The organism is Paenibacillus sp. FSL E2-0201 (assembly GCF_037963325.1).
GTDB lineage: Bacteria > Bacillota > Bacilli > Paenibacillales > Paenibacillaceae > Paenibacillus_AQ.
The window spans coordinates 2,974,313-2,997,978 of the sequence record NZ_CP150154.1; the positions used below are offsets into that span (position 1 = coordinate 2,974,313).

Consider the following 23,666-nt stretch of genomic DNA (forward strand, 5'->3'; position numbering starts at 1 on the left):
CTGTAATGCTTGCTCTGTAACTTCTTGTAGATTCATCTGATTCCCTTTATTTTTCATAATATTTACACATTATAAAATATAAGCTTAACAACCTTCCATTTTTATCTACTAAAATAGTGAAATTGTGATAAAGTAATATTGGTTTATTTACTAGAGGGGGATTTTGGAAAATGAAAGCTATTAAATGGAGTATTGCAGCAGTGTTAGCAGTATCTATGTATGGTCCAATTCATACAGCGGAGGCAGCAAATGCGAATAGCACAAATGTAGTGAACGAACAGTCGATTTCCAGCACGGATGATTTGATTTTTCAAATGGATTATACGGATATGACCGTTGGAGATAAGGTTCCAGTGCAGATTTTTGCAAAAGGGCCAGATGGCTCATCCGAACGTGTTCCTTTGTCTCAAGCAGATATGGTGATCGAGAAGCCTTACTTATTGCAAAAGCTGCCAGATGGCTCTATGAAAGCATTAGCCGTTGGCGAAACAAATGTAACCGTGCGTTCAGGAGCTGCTTCCAAAACGTTAAAGGTCTCTATTAGTTCTAATAAGGACATCGATCAAGGTGTATTAATCAGTGGCACGATGTATTTGCCTGTACAATCAACGTTTAAGCTCTTGGGTGCTACTGTTCAGGCGAACACAGCCACTAAGACCTTTAGCATTCGTCTGGGAGATTTGCCTATCCAACTTCAGCTAGGCAGTGATATTGCTATGGTGAATGGGAATAAGGTGAAAATGAGTGGTAAAGTGCAAACCGTGGATGGAGGAGCTGTATTCCCTGCAACCCTCTTAAAAACTTCATTGGGAGCAGTGTTGGACTTTGGTGCTCATTATGAGTCTTTGAACATCAATTTCGGTAAAGCGGAGTTATTTGCGTATACGAAAAATACGTTAAAAATAGCTAAAAGAGAATCTCAAGGGGATCTCGCTAAGCTAATCGGAAAGACTTATTGGTTCAACCAGTTTGACTCCGACTATAAATTCCAAAAAGCAACGATTGTTGATATTCTAGTGAACGACGATAATGAGTTTGCGATTTCTTTTAAATTGGCATCAGGTAAAGTTGTGGAGACTTATGATATGGAATATGATCAGGTCACTCGCGTTCTAGCAAACAAAGAGTATTTCTTTACGTCTGATCCTACCAAAATCTATAAATGGTCTAATGCGATTTGGGCCAAAATCAAGGCGGGTACAATTTCGACAGGGATGACGAAGCAGCAAGTAGAATTAAGCTGGGGCACTCCAATTGATAAATCAAGTCTATCCGGCAGTGGAATTACAGTTGAGACTTGGCAATATAGAAATTATAATTACATAACCTTTACAAATGGTGTTGTCTCTATGATTTACACAAATTAAGTTATCTTTAATTATCCGATTCTAAACAAAATGACGTCTTCATTCTAGAAGGCGTCTTTTTTATATTCTACAGGAACTTTTGAATGTCATTAATCATACAACCTGTCCTTGCAGCATATCTTTTGGAAGAAGCACTTTCAGAATGAAGTGTTGACTATTGTTGACCGAAATGAGGGGTTCATTCATGGCAAAGTCAAAACGCGGACATGCACTATGGAGTTTACCATCCAGAGGAAGAGGCACTTGTCCGGTCTGTCAGAGCACACGGATTAAGCTGCTTTATCCAAAAAGAAAAACGGACGGAACAGTTGTTAAGGTTTGTAAGCGTTGTGACAAGGCGCCACAGATGAAAGTGGATGCAGTGTTGGTGTAAAAGAGTAACGCAAGGATGCCTAGTTGCAGCTATATGCAAATTGCATGTAGGTACAACTAGGCATCCTTATTTTAAAAATATATAAAAGTACCGGCCTTATAAGGACACCGAAGGCGTTTAGGCTTGTGATAAGATTATTTCAGCGTACGATGAATGACCTGATCACGTCTAGGTCCCACAGAAACAGTAGAAATACGTATTCCAATAGACGTTTCAATAAAGTCTACGTAACTTTTTGCTTGCTCCGGCAGCTCATCGAAGTTAGTGATATGTGAAATATCGCAGTTCCAGCCAGATAAATGCGTTACTATCGGTTTTGCTGTGTAAAGCTTATTTGTGGCTGGAAACTTGTCGGTGATTTCTCCATTTTCAAGCTCATAAGCAACGCAAACCGGAATCTCATCTAAATAACCAAGAACATCCAGATTGGTCAACACAACCTCTGTTGCACCTTGCATCAAGCAACCATAGCGCGTAGCTACGGCATCAAACCAGCCCATACGTCTAGGACGACCGGTCGTTGCTCCAAATTCCCCAGCATCGCCACCTCGTGTGCGAAGTTCATCCGCTACTGGACCCTCCAGTTCAGATACAAAAGGTCCGGCGCCTACACAGCTGGAATAAGCCTTCGTTACAGCAATGACATTCGTGATGGCAGCCGCAGGAAGACCTGCTCCGACAGGTGCGTAACCGGCAAGTGTCGATGAAGAGGTGGAGTAAGGATATATACCATGATCAGGATCACGCAGAGCGCCTAATTGCCCTTCAAGTAGAATTGTTTCTCCATTCGTATAAGCTTCTTGCAGTATTTCTGTTGTATTGGCAACGTATGGTGCCAATTGCGCAGCTTCCTTTTGCAACTGAGCGAGTAAGTCCGAGACTTGGATAGGGGCTTTCTTATATAAATGCTCCAGTAATACATTTTTTGAAGCAAGTAATTGTTTAAGACGTATCTCCAGTTGTGCTGGATTAAATAGATCCGCAACCTGTATGCCGAGCTTCGCATATTTATCCGCGTAGAATGGCGCTATTCCTCTCTTGGTTGAACCAAACCCTTGTGATCCCAGACGTTCCTCTTCCAGCTCATCAAATAAACGATGAACCGAGAGCACGATTTGAGCACGCTCAGATACGTATAACTTCGGCTTTGGAACTCCTCTTTCTGCTAATGCTTGTAATTCCTTTATTAATACTTCAGTATCAAGAGCTGTTCCTGGTCCAATAATGTTTATTACTGAAGGGTTAAATACACCAGAGGGCAGCATATGGAGTGAGAATTTTCCGTACTGGTTAATGATAGTATGACCAGCATTACTTCCACCTTGAAAACGAACTACATAGGAGGATTGAGCGGCTAGGACATCCGTCATTTTTCCTTTGCCTTCATCTCCCCAGTTAGCTCCTACAATTGCGATTACGGTCACGCGATTACCTCCCAAGCTTGTGATTGCCTACAGGTCTAAGTATAATGCTAGATAGAACATTAGAAAAATTGATATATGTTATATCTATTATAAGGTGAGGTAATGACTTGGGAATGGACATCAACTTGGAATGGTATCGCTCTTTTTATTGGGTAGCACAAACAGGCAGCTTAACTGCGGCAGCAGAACGGCTGAATATCACACAACCAGCGGTGAGTCACACGATTAAGCAATTGGAAGAAAAGATGGGTGGTTCCTTATTTTTTCGCACCTCAAGAGGGGTGGATCTAACGACAGAAGGCAAAGTACTGCTTCGGTTTATTGAACAAGCCTTTCAGAATGTGGAGATGGGTGAGCGAGCGATTGCTGAAATGAACAATTTAAATAGCGGTGAGATTCATATTGGAGCAAGTGATACACTTTGCAAATATTACTTATTGTCTTATCTGGAGCAATATCACGAACAATACCCCAATGTCCGTATTCATATTACGAATCGAACAACACCGGAGACCCTTGCGCTTCTAAAAGAAGGGAAGATTGATTTCGGCATCGTTAGTTTACCGGCATCTGACAAACAGATCGAATTTCGAAAAAGTAAACGGCTTCAAGATTGTCTTGTAGGTGGCAAAGGCTTTCGTCATTTGGCAGACAAGACGATGCCGCTTTCAGATATCAAGCAGTACCCATTGTTGTTCCTAGAGCCGGGAGGCAGCACAAGAAAGTATATAGATGGGTTTCTAGCCTCCAATCATGTGACAATAACACCAGAGTTTGAATTAGGCAGTGTTGATCTTCTTGTTCAATTCGCTTTGCGTGGCTTTGGTCTTGCTTTTGTTATTCGTGATTATGTTACGGAAGAATTAAAGAGTGGAGAACTTGTAGAAATCCCTTTAGACCCACCGTTTCCAGAGCGTAATATTGGAATTGCGACCCTTCGAGGCGTTCCACTCTCTGCTGCGTCAAAGTCTTTTCTAACCTTATTGGACTAAATTAAATCTGGTGCAGAATCTTTCACATGAGGAGGAGGATAGGTTATGAGCGGTATGCTTGGTCGGTTACGTAAAGGGTACGGGAAAAAACTGCGGGCACTTCACACCTGGAACGGCTGGATCGTCGTAATTTTAGCTTTGACGGGACTTGTGCTAGTAGGCGGTTTCTGGCGGGGGTTCCTTGGTGAAGGCAGGGTATGGATTAAAGGCTTGCACATCGTGGTAGGTATCGTCTCGATCCTACCTGTTATATATTATCTTCTGCTGGCAAGTAAACATTGGAAGCAGTTAAAGGAGAAACCTTGGCAGCGATTCAATGTACTTGTCGTACTCTTTCTGTTGCTTGGCTGGTTCGTTTCCGGCGTGTTATTATGGCAATTCCGTAGAGTTGGACCGCAAGTCTCTAATCTTGCTTTGGTCATTCATGATGTACTGACCTGGGTTGGACTGCCTTATATTATCTATCACTCGCTTACTCGTGTGAAATGGCTAAAGGAGCCGAATCGTCGGACCATCAAGAGTGAGAGTATAGGGAGTACCGATTCTACCTCTCAGGATACCCCCCAACCAGTCTATACGCGTAGGGCGTTCATTCGCGGGACGATCGGTGTAGGGCTTGCTCTTACAATCGGCCCCTCATTTGTAAAATGGCTAGGTAGTTCAATTGGGAACATCGGAGGCAGTGAAACGATCGATAAATTAATCGAGAATGATCGCAACCTGCTGTTACCAGCACCGCAGCCACTGGCGGCATCCTCACCACCTCTTGGGGGTGGGTCACAGGGTCAATTCCGTGTTTATACCGTAACCCCAATTCCGGAGTTCACGAACGATAATTGGTCCTTTAAGGTAGATGGCCTTGTAGAGCAGAGCTTTACGTGGAACTGGGAGCAATTCGTTCAATTACAGCGGACAGTTCAAGTAAGTGATTTTCACTGTGTAACAGGTTGGTCCGTCTACAAGAATACCTGGGAAGGCATTAAACTAAAGGATCTTCTACAACAGGCTGGGGTGAAGTCAACTGCAAAGACAGTGAAATTCTACTCCGGGGATGGGGTATATACAGATACCCTTACGCTGGATCAGGCGGAGATGGACGATGTTATGGTTGCGGTTATGCATGACGGAAAACCGATTCCAAGCGATCTCGGTGGACCGGTTCGGTTAATTGTCCCCAAAATGTTCGCTTACAAATCAGTGAAATGGCTGAACCGGATTGAACTGATCGAAGGAGAGCATACAGGCTATTGGGAGCAACGTGGATATTCGAATGACGCTTGGGTATAAATTGAGTTTAATAACCTTAATGGGCTTTAGGCCTGTTAAGGTTTTTTTGTGATTATGGACGTAATCACAGAAATATTTCCATATATATAGAAGTGAATCAACGAGGGTCCAGAGATAATCCGTGGATAATTAGTATTTTTGTAATAAAAAGGAGTTTGATCCGTTATTTTCTGATAAAATGAAGAAAGTAATGGAAAAAGTTACCGGATCAGTTAGGGAGGTGTCTTTGTTGAACGTTGCGAGATCCGCAAAGCTATTAGGGCTTATCGTTGGCGTGGTGTTCTTGAATATTTTTGTATTGTCTCCAGGACTTTTAGGGGTAGAAATCGGCGGAGTAAGTGTCTTTGAGACAGCCTCCGGTGTGACATTAGTAGTGATCAGTCTACTTGTTGTTCTTTATGGAAGTTATAGTTTGCTTTTTAAACCTTCGCTGGTTCCACCTGTCAAAGAGATACAGACGCATGAGGACTACATATCAGCGCTCACACAATACAGAAATGTAAAGGTGCTGAAGAAGGATATTACTCTGGCTTTGGATCAACTAACCCGATTAGAGAAGAAGAAAAATACGTTAGTGGATGTTCTTAGTCAACGTTTTGAGCAATCGGAGTTAAGCTTCAAGAAGTTTAATGCGGTTAGTTTTGAAGTAGAGAAGCTCTTCTATTTGAATATCCGAGGGATCCTTAATAAGTTGAGTGTATTTGACGCTTCGGAATTCTCTCTTTTTTCCGGTCAACAAAGACCAGCGCAGTTCTCAGATAAACTGGTGCAGAAAAAAACGGCTCTGTACAATGAGTATTTGGCTTATGTGACCGGGTATCTCGGAGCAAACGAAGAAATTTTGCTGAAATTAGATCAACTGCTACTCGAAATATCCCTACTAGACAGCACGAATTATAAAGATGTTGAAGATATGCCTTGTATGAAGGAGATCGATGAATTGATCAAACAGACGAAATTCTATAAGCAATGAAAGGAAGATGCGAATGGCTAGGAAAGGGAGAACTTTTGTAGTGCTCGGGGTTATAACAGTGGTCGTTTTTGCACTTGTATACTTTGGAATTACCTTAACAACTAATTTAGGTAAAACCACTAGTGAGGTCTCATCGGAAGATGCAGGCAAACAGCTGGATAAACTTTATAAAAAAATTAATGTGAATACCGCGGAGCAGGTCAAAGGACAAATCGATCTAGATCCTGTAGCTATTGGTGACTCCTTGCCGGATATTTCTAAATTTCCTATATCAGTGACCAATACAACGGATAGCTTTGTTGAAATTTTTTCATCGACAGAGAAATCAGGAACGGGTAATGATGGATGGCTTAATGAAGTGGCGACAGATTTTAATAATGCCAATGTAGAGCTGAATGGGATCCCTGTTTCAGTTAAGATTCGCAATATAGCTTCAGGCACAGCGACGGATTACATAAGGTCTGGAAAGTATATACCTGATGCGTTTACACCATCCAATGAATTATGGGGCGAGATGGTAAAAGCGAACGGGATTAATACGCAGCTTATAACCAATCGTCTGATTGGCAATGTAGCCGGTATTGTTACGAATAAAACGAAATATGATGAGTTAGTCGAGAAGTACGGTTCTTTAAATGTCAAGACGATTACAGATGCGATAGCGAATAATGAATTGTCTATGGGTTACACAGATCCATTTGCCAGTTCAACAGGGTTGAACTTTCTTGTGACTGCACTTGGGACGTTTGACAGCTCTGATTTGCTTGGAGAGCAAGCGGTTCAGGGCTTTGAGAAATTCCAAGCGAATGTTCCATTTATCGCATCAACTACTTTACAAATGCGTGATGCGGCTAAAACTGGGAAGCTGGATGCTTTTGTGTTAGAGTACCAAATTTACGCAAATGCTCCCGAACTAAAGGGCAGCTATGTATTTACTCCTTTTGGTGTAAGACATGATAGTCCGCTTTACGCATTAGGTGATCTACCACAAGAGAAGCTGGACATTATCAAGAAATTTGCAGAGTTTGTAGAACAGGATAAATATCAGCGTTTGGGTGAGAAAAAAGGTTTTAACGGACTGAATGACTATCATTCAGAGGTTAATCCAGTGGATGGCAGTCTTTTATCCTCGGCACAAAAGCTATGGAAGGAGAAGAAAAACGGCAATAAACCCATTGCGGCAGTATTTGTAGCTGATGTCTCAGGTAGTATGAACGGGGAGCCTTTAAATCGCTTAAAGCAATCATTATTAACGGGACAGAAGTACTTGGGCAAGGATAATAGTATTGGTTTTGTTTCCTACTCCGACAACGTTACGATAAATCTTCCAATTGGCAAATACGACACGAATCAGCAGTCGATGTTTGTTGGGGCGATAGATAGTCTTCAGGCGAATGGGGGTACAGCGACTTTTGACGGAATTGTAGTGGCACTCAAAATGCTTCAAGACGAAATGAAGATAAATCCGGAAATCAAACCTTTGATCTTTGTATTAAGTGATGGGGAGACCAATGAAGGTCATTCACTGAATGATATCAGGGGTTTAATTGAAACCTATAAAATTCCGATTTACACCATTGGCTACAACGCAAATATTAAAGCGCTGGAGAGCATTTCAAGTATTAATGAAGCGGCTAACATCAATGCGGATACAGACGACGTAGTCTATAAAATCGGTAATCTGCTCAATGTCCAAATGTAAGCTAAACTTGTTAGGAGGGGTTCTATGTCTTTTACGATGGAAGTGGTAAGTCCGGAGAAATTGAAATCAGCGATTGAAGAACAGGTTAAACCTGAGCCACAGGAAGTAACGCAATTGAAGGAAATGGCAATAACCAATGTCTCGACGATCTTGGAGCTGGATTTAGAATCCTTGGAGAAGCGAAAAGAAGTGCTGCAATCCATAGACAGCTTCGGGATGAGCACCATGAGATCGTCTTCAGATAAGAACTCTCTTTTGCAAGTATCTGTAGGGAATTTATCGAAAACAGGGGATGAAGGCGGGCAAGTAGCTAAAGGTTTAACGGAGCTGAACCTCCAGTTGAAAGATTTAGACCCAAGCGCAGTGGATTTTGCTAAAAGCGGTCTGTTAGGGAAGTTTTTTAACCCATTGCGGAGTTATTTTGCGAAGTATCAAAAAGCAGATGCTGTAATCTCAGATATTATCATTTCTTTAGATAAAGGCAAAACCGTATTGAAAAACGATAACACTACGTTAGAGTTCGAGCAGCAATCGCTTAGGGAGCTTACTAAGAAGCTACAAAAAGAGATTCAACTAGGAATGCTGATGGATCAGGAGATCGAATCTCAACTGGAAGCAGCTAAGCTACGTAATGAGTCCGAAGAAAGAGTAAAGTTCATAACGGAGGAGGTATTGTTTCCTCTACGGCAGCGTGTGATGGATTTGCAACAGATGCTGGTTGTGAATCAGCAGGGAATTATGGCGATTGAAGTGGTCATACGAAATAATAAAGAGCTGATCAGGGGGGTGGACAGAGCTAGAAATGTTACGGTTTCGGCCCTGAAAATCTCTGTTACGGTGGCAAGTGCACTCTACAATCAACGAATCGTATTGAAAAAGATTGAACTCCTAAATCAAACGACCAATACGCTAATAAGCGGTACCTCAAAAATGTTAAAAGATCAGGGGGCGGCGATCCATAAGCAATCCCTTGAATCAAGTATTTCTGTAGATACTTTAAAACAAGCCTTCACAGATGTGCTGTCTGCTTTAGATTCGATAAGTACGTATAAGCAGGAAGCTCTTCCTAAAATGCGTGAAACCATTAACCAGTTCAGAGAGCTGGCAGACAGCGGTGAACAGCAGATCGTGCGGCTGGAGAAGGGGAATAAGCTTGGTTTGTAGCTGTTGCAGTCTAAATCCATCCTAGCCTTTAGTCTGGTAAGACTCCGGTCCTAAGACTGTTTTTAGCCTTCTCTTTCTCACGTATAATGAGATTAATTGATAACGTGAGAGGAAGGACATAAGAAATGAACGATAAGTTGTACACAATGCCGATGGGAGCGTTAGATTCCATGCAGATTCCAGCAGAAGCGAAATCACAATCTAAACCCGGCAAACGTCGATCAAGTCCCAAGACCTATCGGAGTATTTTGTATTTTATAATCTCATTACCGATTACGATAGTATATTTCGTATTTATGGTGACAGGGTTAGCATTATCCATTGGATTAACCCCCATTTTCATCGGTATTCCTTTATTTTTTGCAGTAGCCAAAGGATTGGATTACATCGTACGATTTGAGCAAGAGTTAGTAAGATCATTGCTGGATATTCCTAGACCGAATGAAGAGCGTAGAACGGATATGAAGCAAGAAGGAGCAGGCTTCTTGCAACGAATGAAGTTAGGTTTTGATGGTGCAAAGTTCGCGCGTAACATCATGCTAATTATGGGACGGTTTGTATCCAGTATTATCTTCTTTTCATTAACCATAACCGTGGTAGCAGCTGCGCTTGGTCTAATTACACTACCTGTGCTTCATCAGATTTTTCTGCAAACGATGGATTTGAACATTTTGGAGAACAGTGTGTTTGCCTTATTTAATATCGACTGGACATTATCTCAGCAATACATTTCTTATGTTGTAGCGGGACTCGTTGTTGCCGTGATCGCAACATGGGTGATTAAGTCGTTGATGGATGTACAGCGTAGAATGTTGTTTGTATCTTACGAGGAAGAACGTCAGTATTAAACGGAAAGAAGCGTAGCTCTTCAAGAGCTACGCTTTTTATATTTACTATCTCTATCTTAATGAATTAGTTCATCGCTAAACAAGTTATTAAGCTTCTAAACAGTAGGCTTGTAGCTGCTTGCGCTTGTCTGCAGTCATGCCGAATTCCTGTTCGAGAAAAACCTCTACACTTTTATATCGCGCGTCGATGGCAGAGAAAATGGCTTCCATGAATTCTCTGCGTAATATAAGCGCAGCCATAACAGTATCTACTTCCTTCGGTGATAGATGTTGTGAGGCTTGCTTTTTTATTTGTTCATTCATAGGACCGAGTGTCTGATTGGAGAGCAAATAGTCTTCAATAATCGTCTCTCTCGGAACTCCGAGTGCTAGGAAGATGAATGCTGATCCAACGCCAGTACGATCTCTTCCACCGGCACAATGATGCAGGATACTAAATTCATCTGGAAGCATAATGGTTGCCATAAGTCGCTTAAAGGAAGGGTTATTAAAGGCCATGTCCAAATACATATTAACCAAGAAGTCTGTCGTAAAATGTTCAAGGAACCCAGAACGAACCACATCTCTCATGTCTCCAGGAACCTCTTGCTTTAGCGCTGGTACACAAATGTTATTAACTCCTGGAATGACTGGATCTGGCTTTAAACGAACCTCTTCTATCCCTCGATAATCAAATATGGTCTTAATTCCAAGTGATTTAAAGAGCTTTATATCTTGATCGGTCATTCCTGTTAATTCGGCTGATCGAAAAAACAAACCGTATTTGACCTTACGGCCATCCGAGGTGGTGTATCCGCCCATATCTCGGAAATTGAGAACGCCTTTAAAGGGGAGTACACGATGCTTAGAATCTGTTTTTTCTAGTTTCTGGTTCATTTTCGTACCACCTTTGGTTGGTTATTGAATAGGCTATTCTAAAATGTAGAAAGGGTGTCGCTTAATAATAAAAGTGTGCAATTATTACTATATATAGTACCATGTTAAGTGCCAACAATCCGAAAGGATAGTGTGACATTTTACAAACTAATGTTATTACGCTGCATACGGAAAATTTCTAGTAGGAGTGTGTAAAATGAATTTAAAAGAAAAGTTGATATTAATAAAAGAAAATGACTACCAAGCAACTCCCGATACATTCCAGTTGATACAAGAAATGATACATAACATCGGTTCAGTGGATGCCGAGCTACGTGATGAGCTAATTTATACAACCTTATCATACTGGATTCCTGGAAATTCTCTTACTGAAAACGAACTAGAACAACTACTGCCCGTTATTTTGGATAACAACCATTTGCTTTTTAAGCTTGGCGAACTAAATACAGACTCTGTCTTCACTCGTTCTTTCTCCATGCTAGTCATACCCCTCCTTTTTATGAGGCATAAAGAATCGCCATTTCTCTCAAGAGAGCAAATTCATCAGATAAAAGATAAGGTATTTTACAATATACAAAAAGAACGAGATTACCGTGGGTATGACGAAGAAAAAGGCTGGGCTCATGCCATAGCTCATGGAGCAGATGCTTTAGATGATTTGGCTCAATGTTCCGAACTGGATGAAAATGACCTCTTAACCATCCTCGATTTGGTTTACGATAAGGTGACCATAACAGATCGAATATACTCTGATGGGGAAGATGAGAGAATGGTAAGATCCATAATTAGTGTTTTAAATAGAAAAATACTTAGTCAGACTTATGTAGAGCGATGGATTCAAAGTTTTGGTGATGTGGAGAAAAATTCAGAATTTCTTCCTGCCTTTAGGCAAAAAAATAATATAAAGAACTTTTTGAAAAGCTTATACTTTCGAGTTAAGTTTTATAAAGTAGATGCCAATCTCTGCCCAACGATCGAGCAAACTTTATATAAAGTTGAGAAAGTATACTACTCCTAAGTGAACAATCCACTTGTGAAAAAATGTTCATAATCCCATATAAATCCTGTATAATGAGAAGTGTGAAAACGTTTGAACAATAATCAGGAGGGGTTCTATGCATTCAAGTGGATTATTTAAATGGAGCTTTTGGGGATTTGCTGTATTATTTTTGTTAGCGCTTTCGGGATGTTCCAGTAACGGAAATGTAAATGAAAAAGTTGCTACTTCACCAACCCCCACTCCAACGATAAGCAATACTTCTAATGCATCGGATAGCCCAACCAGTGTGGAGGTGGCAAAAGGTACCGTGCACATCGAAAATATAGGTGAGCGGAGAATATTTGTTTATTTGCCTGCAGGATATGAAACTGACAACGAGCGTTATCCCGTTGTGTATATGCACGATGGGCAGAATGTTTTTAATACAAATACCAGCTCTTTAGGCAAAGAATGGAGAGTTGAGGAGATCATTGATCAGCTTGTTGCTGATGGAACTATGGAGAAGGTTATCGTGATAGGAGTCGCTTCAAGTGATGGATCAGAACGGGGAATGGAGTATGTTCCATTTCCGGATGAGTCTATTCCTTCGGATGGAACGAGTGCAGAGAAATTTACCCAATATTTTATCAATACAGTTATTCCTTATGTCGACGATGCTTATCGGACCATTCCCGATCGGGATCACCGTATGATTATGGGATCGTCATTCGGTGCTATTCAGGCATTGTGGATGGGTTATCAACATCCGGAGACCTTCTCAGCGATAGGGGCTTTATCCCCTGCCACTTGGGTAAGCAATGGGCGTATATTGGATGAGCTGGCGAAAGAGACAGGGAAGCCTGCATTGAAGATTTGGCTCGACATGGGTGTAACTGAAGGAATGCCAATTGATCCGCTTGTGAATGTATTAAAGTCGAAGGGATTTGTATTAGGCAAGGACCTATTCTTTCAGATGGACCCTCTGGGTACACATGAAGAGAAGTCATGGAATAGACGTGTACATAGTCCATTGATTATGTTCGCCGGGAAAGAGGCTGTACAAAAGAGCAAGCTTGAAGTAAGCGACTATCTGACATTACTCTCACCGGAAGCACTCGATGTACGCCTTAATTTAATAGCCACTATGGATAATGGGATGGATTATACAATCCTTGACGGAGTTGGATATGAAGTGTTGAATCCTGAAGTGGGGCAAATAGATATGGCAGGTAAGGTGAGCTTCCTGAAACCGGAATCCTTGAAAGTTAATGTTTCATTTCAAGGTGCTACTGAAGAACATTTGGTTAACTATGAGCATTATGTAAAGGTATTTAAAGTTTATGTGAAATCTCTTGATGTTGACGAGAACAGGAATGAGTTCTCCATTAACCTTAAAGCCTCAGCTCGAAAAATTAATTCAACTCCTGAATATATTACAGCGCTAGTGAGGGCCGCTGAAAAAATCGGTATATATAAAATTAAGGAGATTCAGGAGGATGTAATTCGTATAATCTTTAATACGAAGTAGTCATAGAAATTCATATTTGAATTTCATATCATACTAACTAAGGGAAAAGGATTCCCCGGCTGATAATCAAGGAATTTCTCTCTAATTCTTTAAACTAAAAGGAGCTGATCCCATAAGTAGCATTTCCTACTTATGGGGTCAGCTATTTTTATCGTAAAATATACCCTCCATCCGGAAATAGGGTGCTTCCCGTAGTATAGTTATTAGTCATCAAATAAATGGTTGTATGTGCTGCTTCGTCGGCATGGCCAACCCTGCCAAGAATATTCATATTCGTATATTCATCGTAAGCTTTATCTCTAGTTTCCTGCTCTGCACCTTCCCAATTAAAGTTGGTATGAATGGTCCCTGGGGAAATGACATTTACCCGAATCGGAGCTAATTCTACAGCCAATGCTTTTCCCAGACTCTCAATCGCGCCGTTACAAGCTGCATAAGATGCACCGTCTGCAAGTGGTCGTTGACTGAATGCGCCAGACATCAGAACAATGGAGCCTTTAGGATTAATATATGGGATCGCGTATTTCACAGCATTATATTGAGGCCAGAACTTTGCATTAAAGCAGCTATGAGCAATCTCTAAGCTTGAAGTAATGGGACCTCTAACATAGGAGGCGCCCGGAGTAAACAAATGATCGAAGTTGCCGATTTTTTCGAAAAAAGACTTTAAGTCTTCTTCATTTTGATTATCAAGCGAATGAATTTCGGTAGAATCGAGCCCAAGAAATTGTTGAGCTTTAGCTAGTTTATCTTGAGAACGACCGGCGATAATGACCTTTGCACCTTGGTCAACAGCTTGTTTGGCGGTAGCTAGACCGATCCCCGAACTTCCACCGATGATGACTACGCGTTGATTTTTTAATGAAATAGTAGACATGTGTATCTTCTCCGTTCATAGTGAAATGGACTTATTAATTTCTGTTTTTTATTATTAGATATAAAAGAGAATCTGCACAGTACGCACTTTTTTCGTACTAGGTACGATTGTTCGTACTAGCTGATTAGAAAATACAGCATATGGCTATCGAAAGAGGGGATCACGTGGATTTACTGGAACCGAGATTGACCGGAGTGCTAACAACGCTTGAAAAGATCGGTGGAAAGTGGAAGCCGCTTATTTTGTTTATTTTATTGATAGATGGCACGAAACGATTTGGTGAACTGAGGAGAATCATCCCAGCTGTCTCACAGGGAACATTAACTAAGCAACTTAGGGAGCTTGAAGAGGATCAACTTATCGATCGAGTTAGTTTTCATGAGCTTCCACTGAGAGTGGAGTACAGTATTTCAGAACATGGCAAATCGCTGATTACTGTTTTGGATAGCATGTGCGGCTGGGGAAGGATGCATCAGGAGTATCTAAATAATACAAATAAGTAGGAGGGCGGACCTTATAATAAATACTATTTTGCAGGAACCAACGGGTCAGACCTACAAGACATTGATACAGATTGCTATGGAAGTGTGTGATGAATTTATTTTGGTTAAACGTGATCAGATGGAGTTAGAGCCAGAAGGATATGAACTACTGGAACTGCTTCAACCTTTTCTCAAAAAAATCATTAAAGATGATTATTGGCCGGGGACTCGGCTTATGGGGCATTATGCAGATATTTATTTTTTTCATTGTTCTCCTGAGGCGGTTGATTTTCTACTATCCTATTCCACCAGCTTATACTCATGGGTGCAGACCAGGCTGCCCGATGACCTTTGTTTTCTAAAACAGGGACAGCCTTGGTTAATCAATACAGCCCATGAGGGAGAAAGTCATGTTGTAACTGATGTAGAAGAGGAGCTTAACCGACTAGAAGAAAGCGGACTATTGTTCCGTGATTTATCTGTGTTTTACAATTAAAAAAAATCAAAGAGGCGATGTTTGCAAAGACATGGTCTTTTTGTTGTACTGAAAAATCTTTTATAGACAAAAAAATCTACAGGTTGTAAACTATTTCCAAACGGGAGGTCTAGAAATTGTAGACCGGCGGGAGGAGTATGGATGAAGGATCTCAGGCTGACCGAAATGGAAGGAAAATTTGCGGAATTAATTTGGAAGCATGAACCGATCCCGTCAGGGAATTTGGTGAAGTTATGTGAATCCGAGCTGAACTGGAAGAAATCAACGACATACACAATGTTAAAACGTCTTGAAGCAAAAGAGATATTTATTAATGATAATGGTGTTGTAGGTTCTCTTATCAAAAAGGATGACTTTTATGCGGAGCAGAGTAAGGAGTTCGTGCAGGAAACCTTTGGCGGTTCGTTACCCAAATTTTTGGCTGCTTTTACAAAGAGTCGGAAACTAAGCGACACCGAAATAGAGGATGTTCTAAGACTAATCCACGAGCATAAGGAGGAGTAACGGTGGATCAGCTGTTTGGACATATTTTAAACATGAGCATTACGGGAAGTTATGTGATTGTGTTTATCATCGTGGCACGGCTGTTCTTAAGAAAAGTTCCCAAGATTTTCTCCTATGCCTTATGGTCTGTAGTTTTGTTCCGACTTCTATGTCCGTTTTCTATTGAGAGTATATTTAGTTTTATCCCATCTGAAGTACAGAACACACCTCTGAATAAGCAATTTACACAAATGCCCCAAATCCAAGAAGTAATAAATACATCTGACCAAGCCGTAAATCATATATCAACCGTACTTGTACCCACTGAACCTGCTACCTCAGCTGTTATAACCCCTGCAAACTCAACAGACGCATGGATTAACATAGGCCACTTTATTTGGTTGATCGGAATTGCACTGCTGTTCATCTATAGCATTGTTGCAACTGTTCGGCTCTCACGAAACTTAAGAACGGCAACACTTCTTTTTGAAAATATATACGAGCATAGCGGCATTACCACACCATTTGTATTCGGCTTACTTAAGCCTAGAATTTATCTTCCGAGCGGACTCTCCGCTAATGAAAAAGCTTATATCATCAAACATGAGCAAGTGCATATTCAAAGGAACGATCATATTATAAAACCTGTCGCGTTCGCGGTTCTGTGTTTACATTGGTTTAATCCATTGGTATGGCTTTCTTTTTATCTGATGAGTGATGATATGGAGAAGTCCTGTGATGAAAGCGTCATAAGACAGATGGGCAGTGGTATCAAAAAGGAATATTCGATCTCACTTTTGAACTTATCTACCGGAAAACGATTTATTGGCGGTTCACCGCTCACCTTTGGCGATAGCAACACGAAAGGGCGTATTAAGAATATTTTAAATTACAAAAAGCCTGCTTTTTGGGTTGTTCTAGTCGCAATCATTGTCGTGGCAGCATTGTGTGTGGGATTATTAAGCAATCCGAAAAATGATTCATTAACCGTAAAGGACTATGCCGAGCAGTTTATGGAGAAGAACATTACGAGTTATGAGAACAATTCAAATATTAAAGTGATTGACAGTAAAATTACTAAGCTTGAAAAAATAGCGTCCTTCGACGATCTGCTTGCCACATCTTTGGAAATTTGGAGTTTAGAATATCGCTTGAAGCCGGATGATCCAAGTAAGCTGACGATGACAGAAAATATGGTTGATGGTTTTATAACCGAAGAAGGAAGCATGGGCAAGCCAATTCTTTTATTCTCCACTCTGAATTCGACACCGCATTACTTGGGCGTAATCAAGAGCGGAGAGAATGATATGTCAACACCAGCCGGTCAGGAAATGGCAGTGCGTGTATTTCTTGAAGCAAACAATCAGCTTCCACATGAAACCTACATAGGGAATCACATGCTAGTGAAATTCCCTTTAACGACAGGTGAAACAAGCCAATTGTTGTTATCCCAGCCTGTTGTTCAAGGAGATTCAGGGATTTGGTGCGTGGAACGCTGGAAGGATACGAATGGGAATGAATATTACCATACCCCCCAAACCGATGGTACGATCGCTGAATATTATGCCCGTCTGCAGGCGTTGGCTGATCAAGGGGAGGAGTCAGCTCTTCTTGATCCTTTACAGGTCGCTATGAATTATATAAGCAATGATATTGGAATGGGTCAGCATATAAAGCTGGATCAGCTAGTAGTGGATAATGAGGCTACTGCTGATGATTTTGCGATCACCCCCGAGAGTACGTTAAATGGATATGTTTTAAATCTTAGTTTGGAGAATAATTCTTTCGATTTTGATAACATTGAATGGCTGACGATGAAGGATTCTGCTCGTTTTAAAGGGCTGAATATTAATCCAGACGACGATATGCCTAATGGATTTTATATTCTCAACAAATATACGTTTACCGATCCATTAAAGGTTACAGATGAGACGAAATACTCCATAGTGGATGCTAATGTAGGTGCTCACAAAGAGGTTAGCAAGCAGGAGTTTATTGAATATTTCAAGCGGTATACTGATTTTGTACCACCGTGTGTGATAACTACAAGAGACGGATATGTCACCAGTATCACTGAGAGATATGTACCGTGAAATAGCTATGTATGAAAAAAGTTGAACTTATATTTATAGCGTAGAAGAACCCGCATTTGTTGCGGGTTCTTTTGCATGTTCTTCAGCATGTATAGGCGCTGGCTCGTTTACGTTTCCTTCGGCACATTGTATTCGGTATTTCGCATACATTTGGCTCGTTTACGTTACCTTCGGCACATTGTATTGGGTTTTTCGCATACATTTGGCTCGTTTACGTTGCCTTCGGCACAATGTATTCGGTTTTTCACATACATTTGGCTCGTTTACGTTGCCTTCGGCACAATGTATTCGGTTTTTCGCATACAATTGGCTCGTTTACGTTACCGTCGTCACAATGTATTCGGTTTTTCACATACATCTGGCATATTTACGTTAGCGTCGTCACAATGTATTCGGTTTTTCGCATACATTTGGCTCATTTAACGTTACTGCCGGCACATTGTATTCGATTTTCCACATACAATTGGCTCGTTTACGTTCCCGTCGTCACAATGTATTCGATTTTCCACATACAATTGGCTTATTTACGTTACCGTCGTCACAATGTATTCGGTTTTTCACATACATCTGGCATATTTACGTTAGCGTCGTCACAATGTATTCGGTTTATCACATACAATTTGGCTTATTACGTTAGCGTGGTCACAATGTATTCGGTTTTTCACATACAATTGGCTTATTACGTTAGCGTGGTCACAATGTATTCGGTTTATCGCATACATTTGGCTTATTTATGTTAGCGTTGGCACAATGTATTCGGTTTATCGCATACATTTGGCTACTTTACGTTATCGTCGTCACATTGTATTCGGTTTATCACATACAATTGGCTTATTACGTTAGCGTCGTCACATTGTATTCGGTTTTTCGCATACAATTGGCTCCTTTACGTTAGCGTCGGCACAATGTATTCGATTTTTCGTATACATTTGGCTTATTACGTTAGCGTCGTCACATTGTATTCGGTTATTCGCATACATTTGTCGTAAGCTCGACTAAAACATGTATTCAAAGGATTTAAGGTCCGCTCGGTCCGTCATCCCAAATAGGCGTGTACTAATTTAAGAACAGGGCTCCCCATTGCCACAGTTGAATATAGGCCCATCCCTCGAGTTCATTTCACATTTCTCCGCAATCTAAAAATTCAAAAAAATCTATTCTAGCAAGCATAAACGACTTTGGTGTTCTTAATAGAATGGATTGTAATTGGTAAATTTTTAAGTAGTATTGCCTCAGCAGTAGCGATGTTTTTTCAAGTCTCACAAAATGTTAGCATTTGGTATAGCTCGAAAATACATACCGTAAATCCAGATATGCTAAAGTTATCAATTCCTTTTATTATCGTTGGATTGCTCTTGGCGGTTAGTATTTCTAAATCCGTAACGGTTGCCTCTCTAGGGGATGAAACGGCGGTTAGCTTAGGTCAACGGACAAAATGGGTGAAAATCATCAGTATTCTATCTGTTGTATGTCTAACAGGAACAGCAGTGGCTGTAGTAGGTAAGATTGCCTTTGTAGGTCTAATCATTCCTCATATTACACGATTTATCGTTGGGACCGACTATCGTTTTATCATTCCATGTTCAGCAGTCATTGGGGCTGTTTTTTTAGCATTTTGTGATGTCTTAAGCCGGTATATTAACTTTCCGTTTGAGACGCCAATTGGCGTTGTGACAGCCTTTATTGGAATCCCGTTCTTCCTTTATTTAATTCGGGTTAAAGGGGGAGAGCAACGTGGATAGAGGAAGGATACAGTTTAGTCGCTATCTATTGACGCTATTGGCTTTTATCCTGCTAACACTTGTGGCGGGGTATTTTCATCTTACGAATGGTGCTTTTGATATGTCTGTCATGGATGTGATAAAAACGCTGCTGCGAATAGATCCCAATCCTAAATTTGACCTCGTTATTTTTCAATTTCGACTACCACGGATCATTATTGCCTCATTAGTAGGTATAGGTCTGGGGATAGCTGGAACGGTCATTCAAGGCATTACCCGAAACGGGCTGGCTGATCCAGGTATCCTCGGAATTAATGCAGGTGCGGGAGCTGCCATCGTTGCGTTTATGTTTTTCTTTCAAATGTCGGGGGCAACTTTTTTTAAAGAAAGCTGGTTCTCGATATTAGCCATGCCGCTCTTTGGTTTTGTGGGGGGGCTTGCTGCAGTTGCTGTGATCTTTATTTTCTCATGGAGAAATGGTGCACTTGATATGCAACGTTTGATATTGACGGGGATTGCGATTAGCAGTGGTTTTGGTGCGTTGTCGTTGTATCTTTCTCTAAAAATGAATGCAAGTGATTATGAAATGGCCGCGGTTTGGAGTGTTGGAAGTATTTACAGCGCGAACTGGACTTATATCATTATGATCGCACCTTGGGTGCTTATTTTAGGATTTGTGATGTATCGAAAAAGCTATTTGCTCAATTATTTTCAATTGGAAGACTCCAGTACAAAAAGCTTGGGAATTTCCGTAGAAAAAGAAAAGCTGATCTTTCTGTTATGCAGTGTGGGGATCGTAAGTGTCTGTGTATCTGTATCCGGTTCTATAGGTTTTATAGGATTGATGGCTCCTCATATCGCCAGAAGATTAGTAGGGAATAATCACCGTTATATTATGTTATCCAGTGCAGTGGTTGGAATGTTTTTGCTGGTGATTTCGGATTATTTTGCCAAAACGTTATTTCAGCCAGCAGAGTTACCTGTGGGGATAGTCGTTTCGATTATTGGTATTCCTTATTTCTTATATTTATTAGCAAAGTCAAGAGTGTAGGGGAGAGTGAGCAGAACAAATGTCAACACAAGTGGAGCTCGAACGCACAGAATCATGGAAACTAGAATCTCAGTATATGGGATACACATATGATATAAAGGTCTCACTTCCGAGGGAAGAAGCTCCCGATAATGGATTTCCCGTCTATTACATGCTCGATGGTAATTCATATTTTCAATTGGGCCGGGATGTCGTGAAATTGCAATCCAGAAATGCTCCAAAAACTTTGATAGCACCGGCAATCGTGATTGGCATTGGACATTATGGTTCAGATGAAGAAGTCTCTAAAAGAAGATTTTATGATTTCACGCCGCCTGCAAAGCAGTATGTATATCCAGATCGATTAAAAAATGCTGATATAGGGCCACATGGGGGTGCTGAAAAGTTCCTATCTTTTTTAGAGTTAGAATTAATGCCACGTGTCTATGAAAAATATAATGTCGATCAACAGAAGCAAGCCTTGTTTGGTCACTCACTAAGCGGGTTATTTGTTCTCTGGACGCTATTTACTCGAGCGGAGCTATTTCAGTATTTTTTGGCTTCCAGCCCTTCGATTTGGTGGAATGATCATGAAATTCTGGCGTATGCGGACCAGTTCTATAACAAGGCTCAATCGATATGGACCGTGAACCGAAAGCTACTGATCACAGTAGGCAGTGAAGAGGCGTTTATGGTCGATGACGCTAAGATATTATTTTCAAAAATGAGTGAGTTTGCTTTGCCTAATTTACAGGTTGAGCATTACGTAGCGCCAGATGAAAACCACGCGTCAGTTGTGCCGACCATCATGAGTAGAGCGTTCCGTATGTTGAACCGTTAAGGAGGGGGATATGACGAAAATGATGTTAGGAGAACTTACTACTTTCGAACATATGGGGCGACAAATTACTATGTTTCTCCCTAAAGCATATCATTTGTTTCCTGAACGAAACTTCCCGGCGGTTTTCTTACAGGATGGCGATTTCTTGTTCAAAGAGTCGATTGCTGATATAGAAAGGGATGTGGAGGAGGGGATTACAGAACCGGTTATTTTTATCGGGATTGATTCTCAGCTTCGTAATAATGAATATACGCCTTGGGAAATGCCCGCTCTTTTTAAGGATTGGTCCTTTGGGGGGAAGGGTGATGATTATCTGAATTACGTCTATCAGGATCTAGTACCCTATATAAAAAGTTTATTTCGCATCTCCAATGAGCCGAAGAAATTAGCTTTAGGCGGTGTCTCACTAGGTGGATTAATAAGTCTGTACGCGATGTATAAAAATGAGGATGTTTTTAATAATTTTATACTCATATCTGCATCTGTGTGGTTTAAAGATTTTATACATTACATGGAGAATACAAGGCTAGATAGGGAGTACTGCGTCTATATGTATGTTGGTGAACAGGAAGGTATCCTCAAGACGAATGCGCAGAAGGACATGGTGCCTAATAGCAAACGTGCTTATGATATTATAAAAGGGAAGATAGATGGAGCAGATCAACGGGTGAAGTTTGAGACAGATCCGTTGGGGACACATCATGATACGTTTTTCCTGCAATATTTTCCGAATAGCATCAGGTACTTGTTTCCCGCAAAATGAATAAAGGGAAGAGCATAGGGAGTAACCTTGCGTTCACCTATTTATCGTTTTTAATTTACAAAATATATTTTTAATGGCAATATAATCAAGAGAGCGTGTGTGAACGATCCTGTTTCACTATTTCATGAGTACTTAGCGATCTTACTGATATGTTTCGAAAAATGGAGGATGAGCCATGCAGAAGTATAGGTATTGGGTCGCTGGTATTCTGATAATATTGGTAGGTGTGTTTATTATTTATTTTAGTAAAGAAAATGAGATTAAAACAGTAACTGTGAATGAAAATGCTGCTCAGACAACGGAGATAACAGAAGCTTCTACAAATGAACCTAGCATGATTCCTGATGATGACAAGGTAGCTATAACAGATTTATCTGCCAAGTATAAAGAACTGGGTTTAATTGATGCGCATAATCATGATGCCAGTGGTCTGAAATATTTGGGCATGTTGAGGACGTGGAAAGATATAGGGGTGCAGCAGGTTGTTATGTTTGGAGATGTATCGGAGCCTAGCGCCATCCTTACAGATAAATTTGCATGGAAGGCTTATCAGAAATATCCCAATATAATTATTCCGTATTTTTCGGGGTTTGATTTGCATGATCCGGAAAGTCTTAAAGTCGTGAGGAATAATTTAGAAATGGGTTTTTTTGGTCTGGGTGAAGTGGTAGGCGCTTCTACGATGTCTCCAGTGGTATCCAAGGTGGCATGGAAAGCTAATGATCCTATGGATGGTTATCTTCCGCAAATCTATGATATTATCGCTGAATATAAAGCACCGATCTTATTGCATATTGATCCGCCAAACGGTGTTGCTGTCGCCAAACTTGAGCAAGCGTTGGAGGAACATCCGAAGACTATCATTATTTTTGGACATATCAATGCCTATAATACTCCTGAAGAGATTGACCGGTTGTTGTCAAAGCATCCCAATCTTTACGCTGATTTTTTTGCTGGTTTTTCCGTTTACAACGTTGAGGGTGGAAATAATCCCGAGCAATTTATTCCAGTTATGAAGAAGTTTCCGGATCGATTTATGCTCAGCACAGATTCCGGTTATGGGATTGGCAGTGAGAAAATTGCAATTGATGCGATGTACCAAATGCTTGATCTGCTCGATGATCCTGGGCTTGCCCGAAAAATAGCTCATGACAATTTGGATGGGATCATCAAAGCTCAAACGGCTACGGATACTCAGCTTGAGTTAATCCGGAAGCTAGAACAAGAAACTGGAACGATCTATCATGTAGAGAATTTGTCAAAGGCTGAAGCTGGACAAATTTTAGCAGAAACCAATTAGATGTGAGTATACACAGGGATAAAATAGCAATAGGACGAAGCAGCAATAAGCACTCTGCATCGTCCTA

The 23,666-nt window shown here is 40.8% G+C and carries 21 protein-coding genes and 1 pseudogene; 19 read left to right on the forward strand and 3 right to left on the reverse strand.

The window, feature by feature from the left end:
• Positions 1-170 precede the first annotated feature (170 nt).
• Together NSU15_RS13125 and NSU15_RS13130 are read left to right on the forward strand one after the other, a co-directional pair.
• A complete protein-coding gene (locus NSU15_RS13125; protein WP_339290754.1) occupies positions 171-1,367 on the forward strand; it encodes a copper amine oxidase N-terminal domain-containing protein in 1,197 nt (398 codons plus the stop codon).
• Positions 1,368-1,551: 184 nt separating this feature from the next.
• Entirely contained in the window at positions 1,552-1,740 is a 189-nt protein-coding gene (locus NSU15_RS13130) for a hypothetical protein (protein WP_081954073.1), read from the forward strand.
• Positions 1,741-1,874: 134 nt separating this feature from the next.
• Here the strand turns inward: NSU15_RS13130 and NSU15_RS13135 are convergent, their stop codons facing one another.
• Entirely contained in the window at positions 1,875-3,164 is a 1,290-nt protein-coding gene (locus NSU15_RS13135) for an adenylosuccinate synthase (protein WP_339290756.1), read from the reverse strand.
• Between the two features lie 113 nt (positions 3,165-3,277).
• Between NSU15_RS13135 and NSU15_RS13140 the strand changes: the two genes are divergently transcribed.
• From NSU15_RS13140 to NSU15_RS13165, 6 genes are all read left to right on the forward strand, one after another.
• On the forward strand, positions 3,278-4,156 hold the full coding sequence (locus NSU15_RS13140; RefSeq protein WP_042132132.1) for a LysR family transcriptional regulator: 879 nt from the start codon (positions 3,278-3,280) through the stop codon (positions 4,154-4,156).
• Between the two features lie 45 nt (positions 4,157-4,201).
• Entirely contained in the window at positions 4,202-5,443 is a 1,242-nt protein-coding gene (locus tag NSU15_RS13145; RefSeq protein ID WP_076121394.1) for a molybdopterin-dependent oxidoreductase, read from the forward strand.
• 220 nt (positions 5,444-5,663) lie between these two features.
• The gene (locus tag NSU15_RS13150; RefSeq protein ID WP_339291340.1) at positions 5,664-6,416 is read left to right on the forward strand and encodes a hypothetical protein; all 753 of its coding nucleotides are present in this window, start codon (positions 5,664-5,666) and stop codon (positions 6,414-6,416) included.
• Positions 6,417-6,429: 13 nt separating this feature from the next.
• On the forward strand, positions 6,430-8,118 hold the full coding sequence (locus tag NSU15_RS13155) for a VWA domain-containing protein (RefSeq protein WP_076121396.1): 1,689 nt from the start codon (positions 6,430-6,432) through the stop codon (positions 8,116-8,118).
• 24 nt (positions 8,119-8,142) lie between these two features.
• Positions 8,143-9,282 carry a toxic anion resistance protein gene (locus NSU15_RS13160; protein ID WP_042127090.1) on the forward strand — a complete coding sequence of 380 codons (1,140 nt, stop codon included), beginning with the start codon at positions 8,143-8,145 and terminating at the stop codon, positions 9,280-9,282.
• Positions 9,283-9,407: 125 nt separating this feature from the next.
• Entirely contained in the window at positions 9,408-10,130 is a 723-nt protein-coding gene (locus NSU15_RS13165) for a sensor domain-containing protein (protein ID WP_052414584.1), read from the forward strand.
• Positions 10,131-10,217: 87 nt separating this feature from the next.
• On the opposite strand, the gene NSU15_RS13170 is transcribed toward NSU15_RS13165, so the two are convergent.
• Positions 10,218-11,006, reverse strand: a complete 789-nt coding sequence (locus NSU15_RS13170; protein WP_042127092.1) for a tyrosine-protein phosphatase — start codon at positions 11,004-11,006, stop codon at positions 10,218-10,220.
• 196 nt (positions 11,007-11,202) lie between these two features.
• Here NSU15_RS13170 and NSU15_RS13175 point away from each other — a divergent pair, with 196 nt between their 5' ends.
• Positions 11,203-12,024, forward strand: a complete 822-nt coding sequence (locus NSU15_RS13175) for a DUF2785 domain-containing protein (protein WP_042127095.1) — start codon at positions 11,203-11,205, stop codon at positions 12,022-12,024.
• A 97-nt stretch (positions 12,025-12,121) separates the two neighbouring features.
• Positions 12,122-13,513, forward strand: a complete 1,392-nt coding sequence (locus NSU15_RS13180) for an alpha/beta hydrolase-fold protein (RefSeq protein WP_042127096.1) — start codon at positions 12,122-12,124, stop codon at positions 13,511-13,513.
• Positions 13,514-13,661: 148 nt separating this feature from the next.
• On the opposite strand, the gene NSU15_RS13185 is transcribed toward NSU15_RS13180, so the two are convergent.
• On the reverse strand, positions 13,662-14,390 hold the full coding sequence (locus NSU15_RS13185; RefSeq protein WP_339290760.1) for an SDR family oxidoreductase: 729 nt from the start codon (positions 14,388-14,390) through the stop codon (positions 13,662-13,664).
• Between the two features lie 164 nt (positions 14,391-14,554).
• Between NSU15_RS13185 and NSU15_RS13190 the strand changes: the two genes are divergently transcribed.
• The 9 genes and pseudogenes from NSU15_RS13190 to NSU15_RS13230 all read left to right on the forward strand — a co-directional run bounded on the left by NSU15_RS13190 (position 14,555) and on the right by NSU15_RS13230 (position 23,599).
• Positions 14,555-14,893 (forward strand): helix-turn-helix domain-containing protein, encoded by a 339-nt coding sequence (locus NSU15_RS13190; RefSeq protein ID WP_042127099.1) that lies wholly within the window; start codon positions 14,555-14,557, stop codon positions 14,891-14,893.
• Positions 14,894-14,921: 28 nt separating this feature from the next.
• Positions 14,922-15,368: a hypothetical protein gene (locus NSU15_RS13195; RefSeq protein WP_081390061.1), complete on the forward strand. Its 447-nt coding sequence runs from the start codon at positions 14,922-14,924 to the stop codon at positions 15,366-15,368.
• A 141-nt stretch (positions 15,369-15,509) separates the two neighbouring features.
• The gene (locus NSU15_RS13200) at positions 15,510-15,872 is read left to right on the forward strand and encodes a BlaI/MecI/CopY family transcriptional regulator (protein ID WP_076121403.1); all 363 of its coding nucleotides are present in this window, start codon (positions 15,510-15,512) and stop codon (positions 15,870-15,872) included.
• Between the two features lie 2 nt (positions 15,873-15,874).
• Positions 15,875-17,944 (forward strand): M56 family metallopeptidase, encoded by a 2,070-nt coding sequence (locus tag NSU15_RS13205; protein WP_339290765.1) that lies wholly within the window; start codon positions 15,875-15,877, stop codon positions 17,942-17,944.
• Positions 17,945-19,146: 1,202 nt separating this feature from the next.
• Positions 19,147-19,686: pseudogene (locus tag NSU15_RS13210) on the forward strand (iron ABC transporter permease); the annotation flags it as partial.
• A complete protein-coding gene (locus tag NSU15_RS13215; RefSeq protein WP_339290767.1) occupies positions 19,679-20,716 on the forward strand; it encodes an iron ABC transporter permease in 1,038 nt (345 codons plus the stop codon). The pseudogene NSU15_RS13210 and the gene NSU15_RS13215, both read left to right, overlap by 8 nt.
• Before the next feature lie 19 nt (positions 20,717-20,735).
• Positions 20,736-21,536, forward strand: coding sequence for an alpha/beta hydrolase-fold protein (locus tag NSU15_RS13220; protein WP_339290768.1), 801 nt, complete (start codon positions 20,736-20,738; stop codon positions 21,534-21,536).
• Positions 21,537-21,546: 10 nt separating this feature from the next.
• Complete coding sequence (locus NSU15_RS13225) at positions 21,547-22,299, forward strand: alpha/beta hydrolase-fold protein (protein WP_339290770.1); 753 nt, start codon at positions 21,547-21,549, stop codon at positions 22,297-22,299.
• 175 nt (positions 22,300-22,474) lie between these two features.
• Positions 22,475-23,599, forward strand: a complete 1,125-nt coding sequence (locus NSU15_RS13230; protein ID WP_339290772.1) for a metal-dependent hydrolase — start codon at positions 22,475-22,477, stop codon at positions 23,597-23,599.
• Positions 23,600-23,666: the final 67 nt, after the last annotated feature.